Raw genomic sequence first — 20,899 nt, forward strand, 5'->3', positions numbered from 1 at the left:
GTCAGCCGTCCGCCGGACGGTCCTGGATCACGCCGCCGTACCAGTGCTCAATGAGGGACCTGGCGATGGAGAGCCTGGTGGAGATGACGATTTCGCCGCTCAGTACGGCCTCCTGGACTTCCTCCCGGCTGAACCAGCGGGCCCTGGTGACCTCGACGCCGTCGGGCTTTGCTTCTGTGTCGTCGGTGACGGCTGTAAAGCCGAGCATGAGGGACGCCGGGAACGGCCATGACTGGGAGCCGAGGTACTGGCACGATTTGACCCGCACGCCCACCTCTTCCTGGATTTCCCGGACCACGGCCTGTTCGAGGGACTCCCCGGGCTCGACGAATCCGGCCAGTGTGGAGTAGTTCTTTGCGTCCAGTGGACCGCCGCCGCCCAGCAGGACACGGCCATCCGGGCCAACCACCGTGACGATAATGGCCGGGTCTGTGCGCGGGTAGTGCTCGGAGTTGTCAGCCGGGCACCGCCGGACCCATCCGCCGGCCTCCACATTTGTGACGGTGCCGCACCGCGGACAGTGGGTGTGGGTGGCATGCCAGTTGGCAATGGCACTGGCCTCAACGAACAGTGCGGTATGCGTCGCATCCAGTTGCGCGGCGACGTCCCGGAAGCCTTCCCAGGTGGCTCCGGCGGGCAAACCGGCCGGAGCGGGATCCACCGGTTCCGGCAGGATGAAAAGCAGGACGCCGGTTCCTGCGGGAAGGTCCTCGGAGCCGAGTGCCGCGCCGAGATAGATGATGTGCGCCGGACTGGACGCCGATCTTTCGAGCCGGTCCAGCAGCGGGCCGGCCTCTGCCAGGACAAGCGCGTCTCCGTGGACGAGCGCATGCCGGCCGGACAGGAGCATCGCCTTGGCGGTTCCCTCCGCCAGCAGGTCCGGAACGAGGCCGGGCCTCATCCGTTCAACCGACCCCCTGTTGACCATTGCGGGCCGAACCGGCAGCACGGTGTCGACGAGATGGTTGGCAGGCAGTTGGCCTACCGGCAGCTGATGTTCCGGCATGGTGCCCGCCGCTTGACCGACCGGCGCAGCGGCCTCCGCATGACTCATGTATCCACCGTACTGACTCGCAGTGACAATTTACATTTCGGGAGGGCACCGGGAGGCCCGGACCGTGCGTCTCCGCTTGCCCCGGGGCATCCATATTTGGGCGGATCTCAAGACTCGCCGCGACACATCATTGTCTTGGACGCCGCTCAATCTACCGTGGAACCGTGAGAAGAGAACCAATCGAACTGGCAGCTGTGGCCACCGCGGCAGTCCCCGGACTGAGCCCGACCGCTGTGAGCTCTGCCCCGGATGACCCGGCAGACTTTGATTCGGCCCTCCTTCTTGATGCCGAAGGCAAGCGCTGGCGCGTCCGCTCGCCCCGGCACGCCGAAGCAAGCACCAGGCTGGAGACCGAGTTCCTGGTTCTGCGCGCTTTCGCGCCCGCCATCCGGGCCGAACTGCCGTTTCTCATGCCGACCGTGGCCGGCACCGTCCGGCAGCAGAACCTGACCACCTTCGTGTACTCCCACCTGCATGGCGCCACGCGCGCCGTCGAAGAGCTGACAGCCGGTCCGCAGGAGCTGGCGAAGGAGATCGGAACGGCGCTGGCGGCCATTCACGACCTGCCCCGGACGCTGGTGAGCAACGCCGACCTGCCCAGTTACACGCCGAACGAGTTTCGCCAGCGCAGGCTCAACGAACTCGACCAGGCCGCGACCACAGGCAAGATTCCGGCGCTCCTGCTCCGCCGCTGGGAGCACGCCATGGAAGACGTCTCACTGTGGCGGTTCAACCCCTGCGTGGTGCATGGTGACCTGCACGAGGACAACCTGCTGGTCGAGGACCACCGCGTCACTGCCGTCACCGGCTGGACCGACCTGCGGATCGGCGACCCCGCCGACGACCTCGCCTGGCTCGTGGCATCCAACGAGCACGAATTCGTCGACTCCGTGGTCAAGCACTACACCGCAAAGCGCCGTGACGCGCCGGACAACCACCTGCTGCGCCGGGCCGCGCTATCGGCTGAGTTTGCGCTGGCCCAGTACCTCGTCAAGGGCATCGCAGCAGCCGACGCCGACATGGTCGCCGAGGCCGAAGGCATGCTTTCCACGCTGGCCGACGACATCGCCGAATACGGCGGCCAGCCCATCAGCGTGGAACCGCTGCCGCCGGCCCAGCCCGACTCCCCGCCAACCGGCCAGGCACCGGCTTCACCCGGCCTCGTTGACGCCTCCGCAGCCACCGACATTTCCGAGGCCATGCCCGCCGTGCACGTCACGCCAATCCCGGTTGACGTGAAGCCCCTTCCGGTCGAGGTGGCGCCCATCCCGGCCGACGCGGAGGACTCCGGGGAGAACGCAGACCAGCCGTCAGGGCAGGACGCGCCGCAGGGCGCGGCGGACGACGCTGGCGCATCCGACGAAGCCGGAGCGGACGGGACACAGGACAGGGCACAGGAGGATGCCCCGGCCGCGAAGCCCTCAGGCGCCGACACGTCCACCGTCGCCCTCACGGTGGTCGACGCCAAGACGACCTAACCCGTAGGTCTTGCCAGCGGGCGGGCTTCCTAGTTCGCGAGGGCGGCGGCCACGATCCCTTCCAGTTCGGCGCCTGACGCCAGGTCGTGGGGGCGCACGACGTGGTTGTCCGCTACGTAGAAAAAGGCAGCCCGGACCTCGTCCAGCGGCACGCCCTTGAGCCGGGCCCAGGCCAGCCGGTAGACAGCCAGTTGGACGCTCTTGGTCTTCAGCTGCCCCGCGGACGGCCGCCGGCCGGTCTTCCAGTCCACGAGGTCCCAGCCGCCGTCGGCGTCCCGGAACACCGCGTCGATGCGGCCACGGACGACGACGTCGCCGATCCGGGTCTCCACGGGGACCTCCACATAAGCAGGCGATCTGTGCGCCCACCGGGAGTCCTTGAAGGTAGCCACCATGTCGTCAAGGCCGTACGCCTCATCAATGTGGTTATCAGAGCCGGGCGCTTCGCCGAGATCCAGCATTCCTGCCGTTCCAAAGTACTCTTCCACCCAGGCATGGAAGGCGGTGCCCTTGCGCGCCGACATGCCCGGTTCGCGCGGTACAGGCCTCCTGAGCCGCTGGACCACAGCCTCGGCGTCCTCCCCCAGGTCCACCAGCGTGGACGCTGAGATATGCCCGGGCAGATGCACGTCGCGGCTGCGGGCGCGCCTGGCACGGCGTTCGAGAAGGAGGGCAGCTTCGCGTTCCCAGCCCGCAGCCTGGGCACGGAGCCCCGTGCCCTCCGGGAGCCCCGGAGCACCGGCTTCGACAGCGGCGATCTCGGTGAGCAGCCGTTCCGCTGCACGGTCCATGGCCGCCCGCCGTCCCGGTACGAGCCGGAGCCGGTTGCCGCTGCGGGGGTCCACAGGACCTTCCAGCGGGTCATACGGCCAAGAAGCCACCTCCAGCTCCCGGGTCAGGGGACTTTCCTGGGGCAGGGATTCCTCGTCGACGGAGCCAGGGTGGATTTGCGCAGTCCCCTGGTCTGCCAGCGGCGCCAGCTCAGCAAGGAACGGCGACATCTCTGCCATCCCGCCGCGCCCGCCGACCCACGCTCCGCTGGAAACCCAGAGCACGTGCTTGGCACGGGTGTAGGCAACGTAGGCCAGCCTCCGTTCCTCGGCCTCGCCGTGGGCCTGAACGTCTCCCTTGAACACCTTCTCGGCGTCCAGCCACCCCTTCTGGTCGGGCTGGTCCAGATCCCACTGCGGAAGATCGGCACGGTCGCCCCGGAGGGGCCAGGGCAGGGCCGCGGAACCGCTGCTCCACCTCGAGTCACGGCTGCTGGGGAACGCGCCAGAGTTCAGGCCCGGCACGAACACGACATCCCATTCGAGACCCTTGGAGGCGTGCACCGTCAGCAGCTGCACGGCCTCGTGGTTGACGTCGGCGGGCGGCACATCCAGGCCGCCCTCCTCAGATGCTGCCGCCTCCAGCCATGAAAGGAAGGCCAGGACGTCCACCCGGTGCGATGTCTGCACGAACCCGGCGGCCGCATCCTGGAACGCATCCAGGTTCCGCCGCGCCTGGTGAATGCTGAATCCGGGCCTCGCGGCAACCTCGATGTCCAGCAGCATGGCCCGTTCCACCTCGCCCAGCAGGGTGGTCAGGTCCTCCCCCATCAGCGCCCGAAGCTGCCGCAGCTCGGTGCCCAGCCGCTGCAGCCGTTCGCGGGCAGGAGGGGTCAGGCTGCGGCCGTGCGCGGACGTCCAGCCCTCCTTGGGAAGCCAGTCCAAGGCTTCGACGAGGCTGGCGGCGTCGGTGATGTCGCCCTCGATAAGGACGTCCGGGGTTTCCTGGTCCGCGTCACCCGACGGATCATTCACACCCAGCCCGCCGCCGTTGTCGACCATGTCGCGGCCGTTATCAACCATGCCGCGGCGCCTGGCCAGAAACGCGGACCAGTCCCGGAACGCCATGAGGTCGGCGGGGCCAATCCTCCACCGGGCGCCGGCCAGTAGCCGCATCAGCGAATCCGACCGGCCCGGATCGGCCAGGACCCGCAGCGTGGAGACCAGATCCACGATTTCGGGAGTGTCCAGCAGCCCTCCCAGGCCCACAATTTCATACGGGATCCCCGTGGCCTCGAACTCCCTGCGCAGGCACTCCATCTGCGCGCGCCTGCGGCACAGGACGGCCATGGCAGGCTGGACGCGCGGTTCCTGGGAAGAACCGTCGAAATCCGTGACCCGGAACTTCAGGAGATCCTTGGCGATCGCCGCTGCTTCATCTTCATCCGTGGCAAAACGACCCATCACCACGCGGCCCTGCACCGCGGCCGGGCTCGGCCGCAGCGCGGGCACCTCCACGTTCGCGCTGGAAGACCGCTGCCCGGCGGGTCCGGCCTGCGCCGCGGCGGCGCTAAGCGGAGCCGCAATGAGGTTGGCGGCGGCAAGGATGTTGCGGCCGTTCCGCCAGGCGGTGGTCAGGTACGAAACAGGGGCAGGACGCCGGGACGCCGTCCCTGTCTGGCCGTCCTCGACGCAGACCGGAAACTCATTGACAAAGTGGAACAGCTGTCCGGCGGATGCCCCGCGGAAGCCGTAGATGGACTGGTTCGGATCACCGACGGCGGTGACGGCGTGGCCATCCCCGAAGAGCCTGGAGAACAGCACCAGCTGGGCGTGTGAGGTGTCCTGGAATTCGTCCAGCAGCACCACCTTGTAGCGCTGCCGTTCCATCTCGGCGGCCAGGGGCACCTCGCGGGCCACGCGGGCCGCGAGCGCCACGAGGTCGCCGAAGTCCAGCGCCCCGCGCGCCCTCTTGGCTTCCGCGTACCGTCCCACGAGCTCCGCCACGCTGGCCCGTGTCCGCAGCATGGCTCCGAGTTCGCCGGCGGCCTGGCTGGGGTTCTTCTTGGCCCCGGCCACATACGGCAGCGCCTCGAACTCGGCGAGCCGCTGCATCAGCCAGCCCTGCACACCGTCCGGGTCCTGGAGGTGCTCCGCGCACTCCCCCGCGAGCTGGATGACGGCTTTAACGAGGGTGGACTTGGCGACCCTGAAATGGGAATACTCGCCGTCGAAGGCCTCAACCACCTCACTGGCCAACTGCCAGGCCTGGGCGCCGCCCAGCAGCACGACATCCCGCTCGATCCCGAGCCGCAGCCCGTAGTCGGAGACGATGCCGCTGGCAAACGAGTGGTAGGTGGAAACCTTCGGCTCCAGGGCGTCCGCGCTGAGCAGCGCCCCTGCCACGGCGCCGCCGGCGTCACCGCCGGCCGTCCGCTGCAGCGCACTGAGTTTGGCGCGGATGCGGCTGGCCAGTTCGCCGGCGGCCTTTCTGGTGAACGTGACACCGAGGACTTCCTCCGGCTTGACCCAGCCGTTCGCGACCAGCCAGACGACGCGGTCGGCCATGGTGGCGGTCTTGCCCGAACCCGCGCCGGCGATGACCAGCCGGGGCGCCAGCGGCGAGGAAATGATGGCCGACTGTTCCGCCGTCGGCAGGTTCTTCTCCCCCAGCAGGACGGACAGCTCTTCGGGACTGAACCTGGGCTCGGGCAGCTCTGCCATCCGGCTCATTCGGTAACCTGCTTTCCCCGCGCACACAGCGGACATACCTCCGGCAGCCGGCAGCCGACGCCACCGAAACCGGCCTTGGCGGGATCGTGCCTTGCCTCGAATTCGTGGCCGGACATCACCGCGGCGGCGTCGTTCACCATTTCCATCGCCCAGTTGTCGCCCGGGTCCAGCGGGTCCTGGTGCTGGATACCCGGGCTCTTGGTGGTTGTGCCCAGCTGGGCCAGCACGGCACCGCCTGGCCGGGGCTCGGCGCCGGCAGCCTCGGAGTCGCCGAAGCCACCGGCCAGCACGGCCGCCTGATAGGCGCCCAACTGCGGGTGCCTGCCCAGTTCGGCCTTGCCCGGCTGCCGTTTGCCCGTCTTGAGGTCCACGATCACCAGCCGCCCCTCGGCGTCGATCTCCAGCCGGTCCACCTGCCCGCGCAGGACAGCCGACCGGGGACCCTCATCGGTGGGAACATCCGCTCGGGGAACAGCACCGGGTTCGGGCAGGGTTACCTCGAAGTCCTGCTCGACCCCGGCCAGGCGCCGGCCCTCGCTGCGCATGACCAGGATGTACTGCGCCAGCTTCCGGACCATGGCTTCTGCCCTGCGGAAGTCCAGCTTGCCTTCCCAGTTGTCCTTCATGCCCAGGGACGGCCAACGCCGGACAAGTTCGGCGAGGTATTCAGTTCCGCTGGCATCGGGGAGGTCCTGGGCGATGGCGTGCACCAGGGTGCCCAGGCTGCGGGCGAAGTCCGTGGCCGCTTCGCCGCCCGCGGCCTGGATGAACCAGTCCAGCGGGGATTTCTGCACCGACTCCACCTTGGACGGCGAAACGAAGACCGTGCCGCCCGGCGGGACTACCCTGTCCACGGACGTCAGCGGGGCCAGCCCCCACCAGGTGTCCGGATGGGCTCCGGGAACAGGCGGCTCGGCCGTGGCAAGGCGGGCCAGGACACGCACGGCTTCGCCGGCCTCGGCGGCCAGCCTGCCGTCCAGCTGGGCGTACTGGCGGAGTTCGGCCACCAGTGCACGCAGCGTCAGGGGCCTTTCCACGGGGGTATAGCCCCGCCCCTCCTCCCCTGGCAGCAGCGGCGCGACGTAGTCCAGAAAGGACGACGGCTGTTCGTCCTCCGACGACACGGCGGTGCACAGCAGCACGTCCTTGGCCCGGGACACCGCCGTGGAAAAGCTGCGGAGTTCGTCGTAGCGGATTTCCCGCAGCCGGCTCAGCGGGCCAAGCTGGAGCGCATACTCCACGCCGTGCTCGACGGCGTCCGCGAACAATGTGCTGCCCAGGAGCTCGCCGCGGAGGCGGGTGTTGGGCCAGACGCCTTCCTGCAGGCCGGCGACGATGACGAACGGCCATTCCCGGCCGGCGGCGCTGGCGGGAGTCATCAGTTCCACGGCATCGTCTACCTGGGCTTGCGCCGCCAGGGTGTCCATGGGCAGTTCCTGGTTCAGCAGGTATTCGAGGAACTGTTCCGGACCGGAACCGGGCATCTGGTCCACATAGCGCTCGGCTGTGTGGAACAGCGCCATCATGGCGTCCAGGTCCCGGTCCGCCCGCGCTCCGACGAGTCCGCCAGCCAGGGCAGCGGACGTCCATGCCGCCGCGAGCCCGGTGGAGTGCCAGAGCGCCCACAGCACTGTCTCGGCGTTGGCGCCGGGTTCGGCGGCGGCCTTCCGCCCGGCCTGGATCATCCGCGCGACCCTTCGCGCCGACCGGCCCTCGATCCCCAGGGAGCCGAGCGCGCCGGGCTCAAGCAGCGCCTCCACGAGCAGGGAGTCGCTGGACCGTCCGCCGCCGCCCAGCAGCTCCTCCCGCCGGAGCGACTGGCGGAGGCGGCGCAGTTCCAGGGACGTCGCACCGCCGACCCTGGATGTCAGCAGCGACACCGCCGATTCCGGCGTGAGGACCGCGGGATCCAGGGCCACCGCGTAGGCGTCGAGCAGCGGACGGACTGCCACCTCATCGCGCACGGCGGCTTCGGCCACCGGAATCCGCACCGGGATTCCCTGGCCGGCGAGGTAGCGCTGCAGCTGGCTCAGCTGGCCGCCGTTCCGGACAATGACGGCGATGTCTTCGAGCGGCCGCCCGTCCCTCAGGTGCGCTTCGAGGATCCTTTGGGCGACGTACCGCAACTCATGCACGGCCGACGGCAGAAGGTGCGCTTCCACGGTGCCGCCTGCCGGCTGGGCTGTGTCGCCCGATACCGTGTCACCGGTGGCACAGTCACCCGAAGCCGTGTCAGCGGACCCCCCGGCTTCAGCAGGAACGGAGCAAACCGGGTCCAGACGGCGGGCGAGCTGGCCGCCGGACCGGAGGGAGATCCTATCCGCGACCCCCAGCCAGGCCCGGGCCACCGCCGGCTGGTGGCGGTGGGCGTGGGACAGCGGCTTCTCAACGACCGCCCGTTCCTCGCCGCCCAGCAGGCCAGGGAGCTCGGCCACGAGGTCCGGCCGGGCCCCGCGGAACCCCTGCACCACCGTGTCCGGCGCGGACGTCACGTAGACATCCTTGCCGGCGGCCACATCGGCCAGGAGTTCGAAGACGGCGGGGTTGGCCTCCTGGATGTCGTCCACAAGAATCAGCTGGAGACGGTCGCGTTCCGCCGCCAGGAAGCCGGGGAAATCCTGAAAGAGCTGGCGGGCGGCGGTGATGATGCCCGCGGGGTCGAACGCCTCCGGCATGCGCAGGTCGAGGACATCGCGGTACTCGGCGTACAGTGCCGCAGCGGCAATCCAGTCCGGCCGTCCGCAGGCGTGGCCCAGGCCCGCGAGGTCCTCGGCGGTGCGGCCCGTCTCGGTAATGCGGTCAAAGAGCTGGCGGACCTCGTGCCGGAACCCGCGCGTGGGCAGGGCTGCCGTGAGGTCATCGGGCCAGGGCAGCCCGAGGCCCGGCAGGGCGTGGCCCTCCAGCAGTTCCTTGATGATGAGGTCCTGCTCGGGGCCTGACAGGAGCCTCGGGGCCTTCGACAGCGGCAGGAGCCCTTCCGCCCTGGCGCGGCGGATGAGGTCGAAGGCATACGCGGCCCAGGTGCGGGCCGGCGTGGTGCTCAGGCTGCGGTTCAGCCGGGCGGTAAAGCGGTCCCGGAGGGTGTCCGCGGCAAGCCGTCCCGGCGCGAGGATGAGGATTCGTTCGGGGTCCACCCCTTCCGTCTCCACCCGGCGGATTGCCGCCTCGATGAGCACGGTGGATTTTCCGGTTCCGGGCGCTCCGGGGACCAGTACGGGGCCGGTTCCCCCGGGCACTTCGACGGCGGCCAGCTGGTCCGCAGTGAGCACTGGAACGCGGGAGTGCACCTGCCGAGGGGGCAGCAAACGAAGACCTGTGGAGGGGAAGGGGGCGGCGGAGACTGAGCCTTCGTGGTCCCGTTCCGAAGTGAGTGCGGATGCGGGATAGGCGGAGGTCTGGTCGACTGTTGCGGTCACACGGACATTCCATCATCCGGCACTGACAATTTGCGCAGCGACGCTTCCAGCCGCTCGGCGATCCCGTCCAAGGCGTCAAAATCGGCGTCGGACGGCGCCCACCGCGCGGCGGTCAGATCCACCCGCCACCGTCCCTCGCCCGTCCTCGCAAACCCGCGATAGTCCCCGCGCAGGGGCGTGCCCTCCTGCAGGTAGAACTCGAGGGCCTGGGACTCATGGCCGTCGGGGGCCAGTCCGCTGGCCCGCAGCACCCGCCACCATGGGACGCCGCTGCCGTAATGGCTCAGCACGGACCCCACCTGCCGCGGTCCTCCGGTGCCAAGGAGCTCAGCGACGTCGCCATAAGCCACTGCCGAGCCGGCCGGGATGAGGTCAACCACCGCCAAAACCGCCTCCACATACTCCGCCCGCATGCCTTCAGACTATCGGCCGGCACGCATCACCAGCGGTCAGGACGGGCGCCGTGTGCGTCTTCCCACACCATGCCGGACACGCGCAGGGCAAGCACCATTACTGTCGGTGGCTCCGGGTAATTTGGAGCCATGAGCACTTGGAACACTCTCCCCCGGGCCGCCTTCGACCTCGAAACCACGGGCCGCAACTCCCGTGCCGCCCGGATCGTGACGGCTTCTGTCACCGTGGTGGACAGCTCCGGCAGCGTGATCCGCGAACACGAGTGGCTGGCCGATCCGGGGGTTGAGATTCCGGCGGAGGCCAGCGATGTCCACGGGATCACCACCGAACACGCCCGCAGCCACGGCCGGCCTGCGGCCGAGGTCACCAGGGAAGTGGCCGCCGTGCTCCAGGGGCTTTTCGACGACGGCGTTCCGGTGATCGCATTCAACGCCAGCTACGACTTCACTGTCCTGGCCGCCGAGTCTGCCCGCTACGGCGTGCCGCAGCTGAGCCGGTTCCCCGTCCTGGACCCCTACATCATGAACAAGCAGGTGGACAGGTACCGCAAGGGCAAGAGGACGCTGACCGCCCTGTGCGAGGAGTACGGCGTGGAGCTCGAAAACGCCCACACATCGGCCGCGGATGCACTGGCAACGTTGCGCATGCTCGATGCCATGGCCGGAAAATTCCCCAAACTGAGCATGCCGGCCAGCCAGCTGCATCAGCTTCAGGTGGACTGGGCCGTCAGCCAGGCCGCCGACTTCCAGCAGTACCTCCGCAAGACCAAGCCCGCCGCCGTCATCGAGGGTGACTGGCCCGTGCTGCCTCCGGAGGATGCGAGCCGCGGCGGCTTCTGACCGGTGCGACGCAACTCACAAAAACTGGCTCGCACCGCCAGCGCCGTGCCATGCCTTACTGATTCTGTGACAGCAACTTCTGTCATTGCTATCGGCCGACCTGCTAGTAAAAATCTGCATTATATTCGGCGAAAAGGGCCTAAGCTCATTCATTACGCCACCTAACGGCCGTGTTAACGGCAGGTGAGATAATTAAGTTTTGCGGGCGCGCCCTCTGCGGGGCCGGATCTCGGCCCAGACGGCTTGACTGCCCGACCCCGATTATCCCAATGAAAGTGATGCGTGATGAAAATCAAAGCCTTGAAGTGGCTGTCCACGGTTCCCGTGGCCGTAGTCATGGCCGTATCCCTGGCCGCCTGCGGTGGAGGCACCGCTGCTCCCAGTGGCACGTCGACCGACGCCCTCGCCGGCAGCGACCAGCAGACGCTGGACAAGTACACCACCAAGGATGTCACCGCTCTGGACAAGATCGACAAGTCCAAGCTTGGCCTGATCACTCCCGGCACCCTCAAGGTCGGCACCCTCTCCGATGCGCCGCCTAACATCTTCATCGATAAGGACGGAAACTTCACGGGGTACGACAACGAACTCCTGAAGGCCATGGCGGCCAAGCTCGGCCTCAAGGTGGAGTTCGCGTCGACCAAGTTCCAGGGACTGCTGGCACAGGTGAAGAACAAGCAGTTCGACGTCGGCTCTTCCTCCATCTCCACCACGGACGCCCGCCGCGAGACCGTGGCCTTCACCAACGGCTACGACTTCGGCTACATGGCGATCGTGACCAAGGATGACGCGAAGGTGAAGTCCTTCGATGACCTGAAGCAGGGCGTACGCATCGGCGTCGTCCAGGGCACCGTCCAGGACGACTTCGTCACGAACACGCTGAAGCTCGAGCCGGTCCGTTTCCCGGACTACAACACGGTCTACGCGAACGTGAAGAGCGGCCAGATCGACGCCTGGGTTGCCCCTTCCCAGCAGGCCGAGGGCCAGGTCAAGTCGGGCGACGGCACGAAGATCGCCGAGAAGAAGGTCAACACCCAGAACTTCACGGCGTACGCCGTGGCCAAGGACAACCAGCCCCTCACTGACGCGCTCAACTCGGCGCTTGACGCCGTAATCGCCGACGGCACGTGGACCAAGCTCACCACCCAGTGGTACACGGACCGCCCGACCATCAAGGAACAGACTCCTGAGGGCTGGAAGCCGGGCAGCAAGGCCGTCCAGGTCCCCACGAAGTAACCGACTGACAGGCGCCACATGGATTATCTGAACAGGCTCGCCGAGACCTTCCTCGACTGGAAGGCCATCGCCGAGGTACTCCCGGCCATGTTCTCGGTCGGTCTGCCCAACACCCTCGTCCTCGCAATCGTCTCGGGCATCATCGGCTGCGTGGTCGGCATGGTGCTGGCCCTCATGGGCATCTCGCGCAATCCTGTGGCGCGGTGGGCCGCCCGGGTGTACACGGACGTGTTCCGTGGACTCCCGGCGGTTCTCACCATCCTCGTCATCGGGCTCGGCTTCGGGCCCATCTTCCGCGAGCTGACGGGCATCGCCAGCCCTTACCCCATGGGCATCGCCGCGCTCTCGCTCATGTCCAGCGCCTACATCGGGGAGATCTTCCGTTCCGGCATCCAGAGCGTCGACAAAGGCCAGCTTGAGGCCGCCCGCGCCTTGGGCTTCGGCTACGGCCCCTCGCTGCGCATGGTCGTCGTGCCGCAGGGCATCCGGCGCGTGCTCCCGGCGCTGGTGAACCAGTTCATCGCGCTGATCAAGGAATCGTCGCTGGTCTTCACCCTGGGGCTCCTGGCCTCCGAGCGGGAGCTGTTCCAGATCGGCCAGGACGCCGCCGCCCGCAGCGGCAACCTGTCCGGCTACGTGGCGGCCGCCGTGTTCTATCTCGCGATGACCGTTCCGCTGACCCACTTCGTCAACTGGATCGACGCTCGGCTGCGCACCGGCAAACCGGAAAAGAAAGAACCTGACGAGGCTGCCGCCGTCGTCGGGAAGGGAGCCCACGCATGAGCCAGTTCACCTCAGGCTCTCTCGAAGCGAAAAACGTCCATCTCGCCTTCGGGCACAACAAGGTCCTCCGCGGCATCGACCTGAGCGTCCCGGCCGGCACCACTGCCTCGGTGATCGGCCCGTCCGGCTCCGGAAAGTCGACCCTTCTGCGCGTGATGAACCGCCTGATCGAACCGGATGCCGGGGACATCCTCCTGGACGGCAAGTCAGTCCTGAAGGACAACCCGGATGAGCTGCGGCGCCGGATCGGCATGGTTTTCCAGCAGTTCAACCTGTTCCCGCACAAGAGCGTGGGAGAGAACGTCGCGTTCGCCCTGCGCAAGCTGCGGAAACTGCCCAAGGAGCAGGCACGCGAGGAAGCCCTCGAGCAGCTCGACCTCGTCGGGCTCAGGCACAAGGCCGATGTCCGCCCTGCCACCCTCTCGGGCGGTCAGCAGCAGCGGGTGGCCATCGCGCGCGCCCTTGCCATGAAACCTGAGGTCATGTTCTTCGACGAGGCCACCTCGGCCCTCGACCCCGAGCTGGTCAAGGGGGTCCTGGCCCTCATGGCGGACCTCGCGAAGGGCGGCATGACCATGGTGGTGGTGACCCACGAAATGGGCTTCTCACGCAACGTCTCGGACACCGTGACCTTCATGGACGGCGGTGTGGTGGTGGAGTCGGGCCCGCCCGGACAGGTGTTTGAAAACCCGCAGACGGAGCGGCTGCAGGGCTTCCTCTCGGACGTCCTCTAGGCAGACGCCTGGGCCGGATCACCAACTGCAAAAAACTCTGGCACCCGCCGCGGCGGGTGCCAGAGTTTTTTTGTCGGAAGGAAAGCCCGACGGCGGGCGGCATCGACGGCGGGTTAGGCCTTCGCTGCGGCGGCCGCCTTCGCTGCGGCAGGCAGTGCCTCGAAGATCCGGTTCATGGCGGTGTCGTCGTGCGCCGCGGACAGGAACCAGGCCTCGAAGACGGACGGCGGCAGGTAGACGCCCGAATCCAGCATGGAGTGGAAGAAAGGCGCGTAGCGGAACGACTCCTGCTTCAGTGCGTCGCTGTAGTTGTGGACCCCCTGTTCGGACGTGCCGAAGGCCACCGAGAACAGGTTGCCGGCGCGCTGGATGGAGTGGTCCACGCCGGCTGCGTCCAGCTCCGAGGACAGAGCAGCGGAAAGCTCCAGCGAGCGGGCGTCGATAAACGAATACACCTCGGGCGTGGCGTGCGTCAGGGTGGCGACGCCGGCGGCCATGGCCACCGGGTTCCCGGACAGCGTGCCGGCCTGGTAGACGGGACCGAGCGGCGCCAGGTAGTCCATGATGTCGGCCCGGCCGCCGAGGGCCGCCGTCGGCATGCCGCCGCCGATCACTTTGCCGAACGTCAGAAGGTCGGGGGTCCACTTCTCGGTGGCGTCGGCGGCGCCGCCGGTGAGGCCCCAGTAGCCCGAGTAGCCGGTGCGGAAGCCGGTCAGGACCTCGTCGACGATCAGCAGCGCGCCGTGGGCTGCGGTGATCCGGGAGAGGCCGGCATTGAAGCCTTCGCCGGGGGTGACCACGCCCATGTTGGCGGGCGCCGCCTCGGTGATGACGGCGGCGATGTTGGGCCCGTGCTCGGCGAAGGCTGCCTCAACGGCGCCTAGGTCGTTGTACGGCAGTACCAGGGTTTCGGCGGCGGTGGCGGCCGTGACGCCTGCGGAGCCGGGGAGGGCCAGGGTGGCAACGCCGGAGCCGGCGGACGCGAGCAGCCCGTCGAGGTGCCCGTGGTAGCAGCCGGCAAACTTGATCACCAGGTTGCGGCCGGTGAAGCCCCGGGCAAGCCGGATCGCCGTCATGGTGGCTTCGGTGCCGGTGGAAACCATCCGCAGCCGTTCGACGGCGGAAACGCGTTCCTTGACGATGGCCGCGAGGTTGGCCTCGTCGGGGGTCGAGGCACCGAAGGAAAGGCCGCGGTCCACGGCAGCGTGCACGGCGTCCAGGACGGCCGGGTGGGCGTGCCCCAGCAGGGCCGGGCCCCAGGAGCAGACCAGGTCCACGTAGTCCTTGCCGTCGGCGTCGGTCAGGTACGCGCCCTTGGCCGCGACCATGAAGCGGGGCGTGCCGCCGACGGATCCGAAGGCGCGGACCGGGGAATTCACGCCGCCGGGCATCAGCTGGCGGGCGCGGTCGAAAAGTTCCTCATTGCGAGGGGTACTGGAAGTCATGGTTCCCATTCTTTCAGTCTGCGGGAGTGTCACCGGACAGGAGCTCGGCCACCCGGGGTGCCACCACGGTGCCGAAGAGTTCGATGCAGCGCATCATGGATTCGTGCGGCAGCGTGCCGTTGCCGTATTTCAGGTCGAAGCGGTCGACGCCGAGGTTCCGCTTGAGCAGGGCAATCTTCTGCGCCACCGTCTCAGGCGAGCCGACGTACAGGGCGCCCTCGGGACCGCACATGGCGTCGAATTCCCGCCGGTTTCCCGGGCCCCAGCCGCGCTCGGCCCCGATCCTGTTCCGCTGGTCGAGCCAGTGCGGAAACAGCTCCTCGCGGGCCGCCTCGTCGGTTTCAGCTATGTGGCCGGGCGAGTGGGTGGCGATTTGCTGCAGGGGATGGCCGTACTTGGCCATCCCCTCGCGGTACAGGTCTACCAGCGGGGCGAACGCCCGGGGCTGGCCGCCGATGATGGCGAAGATGATCGGGTAGCCGTATTCCGCGCACCGCAGGACGGACTCCGGGGTGCCGCCCACGCCGATCCAGGCAGGCAGCAGGTGGTGCTCCAGCGGCGGGTAGACACTCAGCCCGGCCAGTGCTGGCCGGGTGCGCCCCTCCCAGTGGACCGGCTTTTGGGCCCGCACCCTGTCGAAGAGTTCGAGCTTCTCCTCGAACAGCACCTCGTAGTCCGCAAGGTCCAGGCCGAACAGCGGAAAGGACTCGATGAACGAGCCGCGGCCCAGCATCACCTCGGCGCGGCCGCCGGAGAGGGCGTCCACCGTGGAGAATCGCTGGAACACGCGGATGGGGTCATCGGAACTGAGGACGGTCACGGCCGAACCGAGCCGGATCCTGGCGGTCCTGGCCGCGGCGGCTGCCAGGAACACCTCGGGGGCCGAGACCGCAAAGTCGCGGCGGTGGTGCTCCCCCACGCCGAAGGCGTGGAGGCCGACGGCGTCAGCCAGGACCGCCTGGTCCAGCAGCTCCCGCAGCACCACGGCATGCGGCTTCGGTTGACCCTCACCGTCCACCCCGACGTCCCCGAAGGTGTTCAGGCCCAGCAGGATCTTTCCGGGACCCACCGGCGCGGTCGGTGCTGTGGTCTGGCCCGGGGCCGGCTCCGCCATCAGGATTCCTTGAGCCAGCCGGCGATCTCGCTGGCCCAGTATGTGAGGACCACGTTGGCCCCGGCGCGGCGGATGCCGAGGACCGATTCGGTGATGGCCGCCCGCCGGTCGATCCAGCCGTTGGCAGCGGCGGCCTCGATCATGGCGTACTCGCCCGAGATCTGGTAGGCGGCGACCGGTACGGGGCTCATCGCGGCGACGTCGGCCAGGATGTCGAGGTAGCTCATGGCCGGCTTGACCATCACCATGTCTGCACCCTCGGCGAGGTCGAGTTCCACCTCCTGGATAGCCTCCCGGCGGTTGGCGGCGTCCATCTGGTAGGTCCTGCGGTCGCCCTTCAGCTGTGAGTCCACCGCTTCCCGGAACGGGCCGTAGAACGCCGAGGCGTACTTTGCGGCGTAGGCCACCACGGCGGTGTTTACGTGGCCGGCGTCCTCGAGGGACTGGCGGATCACGCCGATCTGTCCGTCCATCATTCCGGACGGGCCCAGCACATGGGCGCCGGCGTCGGCCTGGGCCACCGCCATCTTCGCGTAGATCTCCAGCGTGGCGTCGTTGTCGACGTAGCCGTCGCTGTCGAGGACGCCGCAGTGGCCGTGGTCGGTGAATTCGTCCAGGCAGACGTCGCTCATCACCACGAGGCTGTCCCCCACCTCCGCGCGCACGTCGCGGATGGCCTTGTTAAGCACCCCGTCCGGGTCCAGGGACGCCGTTCCCTCGGCGTCCCTGGTCTCGGGAATGCCGAACAGCATGATGCCGCCGACGCCCAGTTCCACGGCTTCGGCCGCCGCTCGCTTCAGGGTGTCGGTGGTGTGCTGCACGACGCCCGGCATGGAGGCGATCGGGTTGGGCTCTGAGAGCCCCTCGCGGATGAACGCGGGAAGGATCAGGTCTGCCGGGGCAAGCCGGTGCTCAGCCGTGAGCCTGCGCATGGCGGGGGTGGTGCGGAGCCGCCGGGGTCGGTGGTGCGGAAAGCTCATGTCCTGTCCTTCACTGTGGGCCTGCTGTCGATGAGTGGATGTTTAGGGGGCAAGCGCCCGGATGACGGCCGCCACGAGCCCGTCGGGCGTGGCCTCCCGGGCCGTGGCCGCCACGGTGAGCCCCTGGGCTTCCGCTTCGGCCGCCGTCGCCGGGCCGATGGCCACGAGGCGGCAGGAGCCGAGGGGCGCCAGGGTGGCGCCGATGCGCCGCACGGCGCTGGGTGAGGCGGCGACGACGGCGGCCAGGGCGCCGTCGTCGACCTCGGCTTTCGCTTCTGCCGCCGTCAGGAGCGGCAGCGCGGCGGCCGTGCCGTCGCCATCGGGTCCTTCGGCATCGGGTCCGTTGCCGCCGCTCCGGCCGAGGCGCCGCGCCGGCTCGGCCGGGAAGTCCACCGTGGAATAGGCCACCACAGTCCGGACCCGGGCACCCTTCGCCTCAAGCCCCCGGGCCAGTGCAGGGGCGGCTATATCGGCCTGCGGCAGCAGCACTTCGGCGGGACCGCCGGGCCACCCGTTGACGATCCCGGCGGCCGAGTGTTCTTGCTCCGGTTCGAAGTGCACGGCAATCCCCGCGGCCTCAAGCGCACTCCGGCTGGCGGGTCCGACTGCGGCAACCCGGATTCCGGCCGGAAGCCAGTCGCCCAGTTTCACGGAGCGCTCTGCCGCCTTTTCCTGCAGCGCGAGGACGGTGGTGGCACTGCTGACCACAAGCCATTCAAAGCGGCCCGCGCCCAGCGCCGCAAAGGCGTCGTCGAGCGCTGCCTGGTCCGGCGCGCGTTCGGTGGCCGTCAGCGGCAGCAGGAGAGGAACGGCGCCGGCCAGCAGCAGCGCCTCCGCCAGGGGTCCGGACCGCTCGGGGCTTCGCGTCACCAGGACGCGGCACCCGTCCAGCGGGCGCCCGCCGGTCCGGTTCTCGCCGTTCGTCGTTCCCATGCGGTGGCCGGCTGCGGTCAGGACGCCGTCAGGTCCGCGATGTCCGCAGCCCCCGCAGCCAGCAGGACCTCGGCCAGTTCGATTCCGAGCAGGGTGGCACCGACTTCCGTGAGACCGTCCGTGGCACGCTTGTCCCGCACCGAAGCAGTGCCGTCCACGGCGCAGACCACAGCTTCCAGGTGGAGCATGCTGCCCTTGCGGTACGCGTAGGCGCCCACGGGGGCGGCGCAGCCTGCCTCGAGCCGTGCCAGCAGTGCACGTTCTGCCGTGACCGCTAGCCTGGTGTCGGCGTCGTCAAGGGCGGCCAGCGCCTGGGCGAGCACGCCCTGCGACCCCTCAGTGGACCCGGCCCGGCGGGGCGCCTCAGCGGTGCGGCATTCGATGGCCAGCGACCCCTGGCCGGCTGCCGGAAGCATGATGTCCGTCTCCAAAAATTCGGTGACGGTGTCCAGGCGGCCGATCCGTTCCAGTCCGGCGGCAGCGAGGACGACGGCGTCAAGGTCGCACGACTTCCCGTCAACCACCGCGTCGGTGGCGTTGCCCGGCAGGCCGGGCACGCGGCCCAGCCGTGTGTCCACGTTGCCGCGGATGTCCACGATGTCCAGGTCCGGGCGGACGGCGCGCAGCTGCGCGGCCCGGCGGGGAGAGCCGGTGCCGACGCGGGCACCCTTGGGCAGGTCGGCCAGCTTGAGGCCGTCGCGGGCGCAGAGGACGTCGCGCACGTCCACCCGGGGCGGGGTTGCGGCCAGCGTCAGGCCCGGGGCGGAACCCGTGGGCAGGTCCTTCAGCGAGTGGACGGCCACGTCGCACTCGTTCCGCAGCAGCGCGTCGCGCAGCGCGGCGACGAAGACACCGGTGCCGCCCATCTGGGACAGCGAGCCGGTGAGGACATCGCCGTCGGTCCTGACGTGGACGAGTTCGACGTCGAAACCTCCGACGGCGGCCAGCCGGTCAGCGGTCTGCTGCGTCTGGGTCAGGGCGAGCTTGCTCGCCCTGGTGCCGATCCGTACTGTCACTTCGCGTCCTGCCCGGCGGCCGGGTAGGGGTCATGCCCCTGCCCCACGGTGGTGTCTGCTCCGGCAATGGTGGGCTTTTCGCCGCGGAAGTTTTCACAGCAGCCGGGACGGCATACGTCGTACCAGGGCCCGAGGCCGGTAACGGCCCGGCGGTCCGCGACGTTGTTGGCTACTGTCCGCTCGCAGATCAGTTCCACGAGCCCTTCCACAAAGCGGCGGTGGGTCCCGGGCGTGGGCACGCGCGTGGCGGCGAGGCCCAGGTCCTGGCAGGTCTGCAGCGCCTCGGTGTCGAGGTCCCAGACCACCTCCATGTGGTCGCTGACAAAGCCCAGGGGCACGATCACGACACCCGCGACGCCCTGCTTGGCGAGGTCCTCGATAGCATCGTTGATGTCCGGCTCGAGCCACGGGACATGCGGGGCCCCGGACCGGGACTGGTAGACGAGTGACCAGGCCGCGGAGAGGCCGGAGTCGGCTTCCACACGGCGGATGATCTCGGCACCGTTGGCGAGGTGCTGGGCCACGTAGGCGGAATCCTCAGCAAACTCTCGGGGCTCGTCCTCGGAGCGGCCGGCGGCCACGGCATCCCGGGTGGGGATGGAGTGGGTGGCGAACAGAACGTGGATGGGGGCGTCGGGCTTTCCGGCGGCGGCCAGCTGTGCGCGCACGTCGGCGACCCCCTGGGCGGTGCCCTCGATGAAGGGCTCCACGAAGCCGGGGTGGTCGAAGTACTGGCGGACCTTGTCCACTTCCAGCCTGCCGTCGAGCCCGGTTTCGGTCAGAGCCATGCCGATGTCCTCGCGGTACTGGCGGCAGCTGGAGTAGCAGGAGTACGCGCTCGTGGTGAGCATGAGCAGGCGGCGGTGGCCGGCGTCGTACGCGTCCTGGAGGGTCTGCGGGATGTAGGGGTCCCAGTTGCGGTTGCCCCACAGCACGGGCAGGTCGATGCCCCGCGCTGCCAGCTCTGCCTCGAGGGCGGCCTTCAGCTCGCGGTTCTGCTGGTTGATGGGACTGATGCCGCCGTTGGCGCGGTAGTGGTGTGACACCTCTTCGAGGCGCTCATCGGGGATCCCCCGGCCGCGGGTGACGTTGCGGAGGAACGGGATCACGTCGTCCTGGCCTTCGGGGCCGCCGAAGGAGGCGAGGAGGACGCCGTCGTATTCCTTGGGGGCCAACCTGCCGGTTTCGGTGATGGGATTCACGGCACCGTCCTGGGGATCCAGCGGGCTCATGCGAGGACCTCGGCAATCTCACTGGAGGAGATGCGCCGGCCGGTGTAGAACGGGATCTCCTCGCGGACGTGGTTGCGCGCTTCGGTGGAACGCAGGTGGCGCATCAGGTCAACGAGGTCCACGAGCTCGGGCGCCTCCAGCCCGAGGATCCATTCCCAGTCACCGAGGGCAAACGAGGAAACCGTGTTGGAAATGACCTGCGGGAAGTCGCGGCCCAACAGGCCGTGGTCGCGGAGCATCTTGCCGCGCTCGTCCTCCGGGAGCAGGTACCACTCGTAGGAGCGGACGAACGGGTACACGCACAGCCACTCGGCCGGTTCCACGCCGCGGGAAAACGCCGGGGTGTGGTTCTTTGCGAACTCCGCTTCGCGGTGCACGCCCATGGCGGACCACACAAGGTCAGTCCCCGCGAACAGCTTGCTGCGGCGGATGTCACGGATGGCCTGCTGCAGCGCCTCGGGCCGGGGGCCGTGGAGCCAGACCATGACGTCGGCATCGGCGCGCATGGCGGATACGTCGTAGCTTCCGCGGTGGGTCACGCCAGCCTCGGCCAGGCGCGCCACCAGGGCGTCGAAATCCTCCGCGGCATCGGCGCTGCGAAGGAGCTCGGCGGAGCGCTTGAAAACGGTCCAGAGGGTGAAGAACTGCTCGGCTGATTCTTCGGTTTTGGTGACAGATTCGGCAGGAGTGTGGCTCATGGTTACTATCCTGCCCCTTCAATG

16 protein-coding genes are annotated in these 20,899 nt (G+C 68.7%); 5 read left to right on the forward strand and 11 right to left on the reverse strand.

The window, feature by feature from the left end:
* Position 1: 1 nt before the first annotated feature.
* Positions 2–1,054 carry an NAD(+) diphosphatase gene (nudC, locus tag ARGLB_RS17540; RefSeq protein WP_003805050.1) on the reverse strand — a complete coding sequence of 351 codons (1,053 nt, stop codon included), beginning with the start codon at positions 1,052–1,054 and terminating at the stop codon, positions 2–4.
* 164 nt (positions 1,055–1,218) lie between these two features.
* Here nudC and ARGLB_RS17545 point away from each other — a divergent pair, with 164 nt between their 5' ends.
* Entirely contained in the window at positions 1,219–2,532 is a 1,314-nt protein-coding gene (locus ARGLB_RS17545; RefSeq protein ID WP_043419596.1) for a macrolide 2'-phosphotransferase, read from the forward strand.
* Between the two features lie 29 nt (positions 2,533–2,561).
* Here ARGLB_RS17545 and ARGLB_RS17550 read toward each other — a convergent pair whose 3' ends face one another.
* The 3 genes from ARGLB_RS17550 to ARGLB_RS17560 all read right to left on the reverse strand — a co-directional run bounded on the left by ARGLB_RS17550 (position 2,562) and on the right by ARGLB_RS17560 (position 9,864).
* Entirely contained in the window at positions 2,562–6,035 is a 3,474-nt protein-coding gene (locus tag ARGLB_RS17550) for an ATP-dependent helicase (protein ID WP_003805053.1), read from the reverse strand.
* Entirely contained in the window at positions 6,032–9,322 is a 3,291-nt protein-coding gene (locus ARGLB_RS17555) for an ATP-dependent helicase (protein ID WP_245531565.1), read from the reverse strand. Before ARGLB_RS17555 ends, ARGLB_RS17550 begins: the two co-directional genes overlap by 4 nt.
* Before the next feature lie 125 nt (positions 9,323–9,447).
* On the reverse strand, positions 9,448–9,864 hold the full coding sequence (locus tag ARGLB_RS17560; RefSeq protein WP_003805056.1) for an MGMT family protein: 417 nt from the start codon (positions 9,862–9,864) through the stop codon (positions 9,448–9,450).
* A gap of 129 nt (positions 9,865–9,993) precedes the next feature.
* Here ARGLB_RS17560 and ARGLB_RS17565 point away from each other — a divergent pair, with 129 nt between their 5' ends.
* The 4 genes from ARGLB_RS17565 (at position 9,994) to ARGLB_RS17580 (ending at position 13,457) form a co-directional block, all read left to right on the forward strand.
* A complete protein-coding gene (locus ARGLB_RS17565; RefSeq protein ID WP_003805058.1) occupies positions 9,994–10,704 on the forward strand; it encodes a 3'-5' exonuclease in 711 nt (236 codons plus the stop codon).
* Positions 10,705–10,989: 285 nt separating this feature from the next.
* Positions 10,990–11,940, forward strand: a complete 951-nt coding sequence (locus tag ARGLB_RS17570) for an ABC transporter substrate-binding protein (RefSeq protein WP_003805060.1) — start codon at positions 10,990–10,992, stop codon at positions 11,938–11,940.
* Between the two features lie 18 nt (positions 11,941–11,958).
* Positions 11,959–12,723: an amino acid ABC transporter permease gene (locus ARGLB_RS17575; RefSeq protein ID WP_003805061.1), complete on the forward strand. Its 765-nt coding sequence runs from the start codon at positions 11,959–11,961 to the stop codon at positions 12,721–12,723.
* Positions 12,720–13,457, forward strand: a complete 738-nt coding sequence (locus tag ARGLB_RS17580; RefSeq protein ID WP_003805063.1) for an amino acid ABC transporter ATP-binding protein — start codon at positions 12,720–12,722, stop codon at positions 13,455–13,457. The genes ARGLB_RS17575 and ARGLB_RS17580 overlap by 4 nt, the downstream gene beginning before the upstream one ends.
* A gap of 113 nt (positions 13,458–13,570) precedes the next feature.
* Here ARGLB_RS17580 and hemL read toward each other — a convergent pair whose 3' ends face one another.
* The 7 genes from hemL to hemQ are packed head-to-tail and all read right to left on the reverse strand — an operon-like array spanning position 13,571 to position 20,875.
* On the reverse strand, positions 13,571–14,902 hold the full coding sequence (gene hemL / locus ARGLB_RS17585; RefSeq protein WP_003805066.1) for a glutamate-1-semialdehyde 2,1-aminomutase: 1,332 nt from the start codon (positions 14,900–14,902) through the stop codon (positions 13,571–13,573).
* 13 nt (positions 14,903–14,915) lie between these two features.
* Complete coding sequence (locus ARGLB_RS17590; RefSeq protein WP_003805068.1) at positions 14,916–16,016, reverse strand: LLM class flavin-dependent oxidoreductase; 1,101 nt, start codon at positions 16,014–16,016, stop codon at positions 14,916–14,918.
* Entirely contained in the window at positions 16,016–16,996 is a 981-nt protein-coding gene (gene hemB / locus ARGLB_RS17595; RefSeq protein ID WP_003805070.1) for a porphobilinogen synthase, read from the reverse strand. Before hemB ends, ARGLB_RS17590 begins: the two co-directional genes overlap by 1 nt.
* A 42-nt stretch (positions 16,997–17,038) precedes the next feature.
* The gene (locus ARGLB_RS17600) at positions 17,039–17,929 is read right to left on the reverse strand and encodes a uroporphyrinogen-III synthase (protein ID WP_003805072.1); all 891 of its coding nucleotides are present in this window, start codon (positions 17,927–17,929) and stop codon (positions 17,039–17,041) included.
* Between the two features lie 17 nt (positions 17,930–17,946).
* Complete coding sequence (gene hemC, locus ARGLB_RS17605; protein ID WP_003805075.1) at positions 17,947–18,945, reverse strand: hydroxymethylbilane synthase; 999 nt, start codon at positions 18,943–18,945, stop codon at positions 17,947–17,949.
* Positions 18,942–20,177 (reverse strand): ferrochelatase, encoded by a 1,236-nt coding sequence (locus ARGLB_RS17610; RefSeq protein ID WP_003805077.1) that lies wholly within the window; start codon positions 20,175–20,177, stop codon positions 18,942–18,944. The genes hemC and ARGLB_RS17610 overlap by 4 nt, the downstream gene beginning before the upstream one ends.
* Positions 20,174–20,875, reverse strand: coding sequence for a hydrogen peroxide-dependent heme synthase (gene hemQ / locus ARGLB_RS17615; protein WP_003805080.1), 702 nt, complete (start codon positions 20,873–20,875; stop codon positions 20,174–20,176). The genes ARGLB_RS17610 and hemQ overlap by 4 nt, the downstream gene beginning before the upstream one ends.
* Between the last annotated feature and the right edge of the window lie 24 nt (positions 20,876–20,899).

This window comes from Arthrobacter globiformis NBRC 12137 (genome assembly GCF_000238915.1).
Taxonomy (GTDB): Bacteria; Actinomycetota; Actinomycetes; order Actinomycetales; family Micrococcaceae; genus Arthrobacter; species Arthrobacter globiformis.

Excerpts from the sequence above, each read along its gene's own strand:
- nudC (WP_003805050.1), bottom strand. The coding sequence starts at position 1,054 with ATGAGTCATGCGGAGGCCGCTGCGCCGGTCGGTCAAGCGGCGGGCACC.
- ARGLB_RS17550 (WP_003805053.1), bottom strand. The coding sequence starts at position 6,035 with ATGAGCCGGATGGCAGAGCTGCCCGAGCCCAGGTTCAGTCCCGAAGAG.
- ARGLB_RS17560 (WP_003805056.1), bottom strand. The coding sequence starts at position 9,864 with ATGCGGGCGGAGTATGTGGAGGCGGTTTTGGCGGTGGTTGACCTCATC.
- ARGLB_RS17565 (WP_003805058.1), top strand. The coding sequence starts at position 9,994 with ATGAGCACTTGGAACACTCTCCCCCGGGCCGCCTTCGACCTCGAAACC.
- ARGLB_RS17570 (WP_003805060.1), top strand. The coding sequence starts at position 10,990 with ATGAAAATCAAAGCCTTGAAGTGGCTGTCCACGGTTCCCGTGGCCGTA.
- ARGLB_RS17575 (WP_003805061.1), top strand. The coding sequence starts at position 11,959 with ATGGATTATCTGAACAGGCTCGCCGAGACCTTCCTCGACTGGAAGGCC.
- ARGLB_RS17580 (WP_003805063.1), top strand. The coding sequence starts at position 12,720 with ATGAGCCAGTTCACCTCAGGCTCTCTCGAAGCGAAAAACGTCCATCTC.
- hemL (WP_003805066.1), bottom strand. The coding sequence starts at position 14,902 with ATGACTTCCAGTACCCCTCGCAATGAGGAACTTTTCGACCGCGCCCGC.
- ARGLB_RS17590 (WP_003805068.1), bottom strand. The coding sequence starts at position 16,016 with ATGGCGGAGCCGGCCCCGGGCCAGACCACAGCACCGACCGCGCCGGTG.
- hemB (WP_003805070.1), bottom strand. The coding sequence starts at position 16,996 with ATGAGCTTTCCGCACCACCGACCCCGGCGGCTCCGCACCACCCCCGCC.
- ARGLB_RS17600 (WP_003805072.1), bottom strand. The coding sequence starts at position 17,929 with ATGGGAACGACGAACGGCGAGAACCGGACCGGCGGGCGCCCGCTGGAC.
- ARGLB_RS17610 (WP_003805077.1), bottom strand. The coding sequence starts at position 20,177 with ATGAGCCCGCTGGATCCCCAGGACGGTGCCGTGAATCCCATCACCGAA.
- hemQ (WP_003805080.1), bottom strand. The coding sequence starts at position 20,875 with ATGAGCCACACTCCTGCCGAATCTGTCACCAAAACCGAAGAATCAGCC.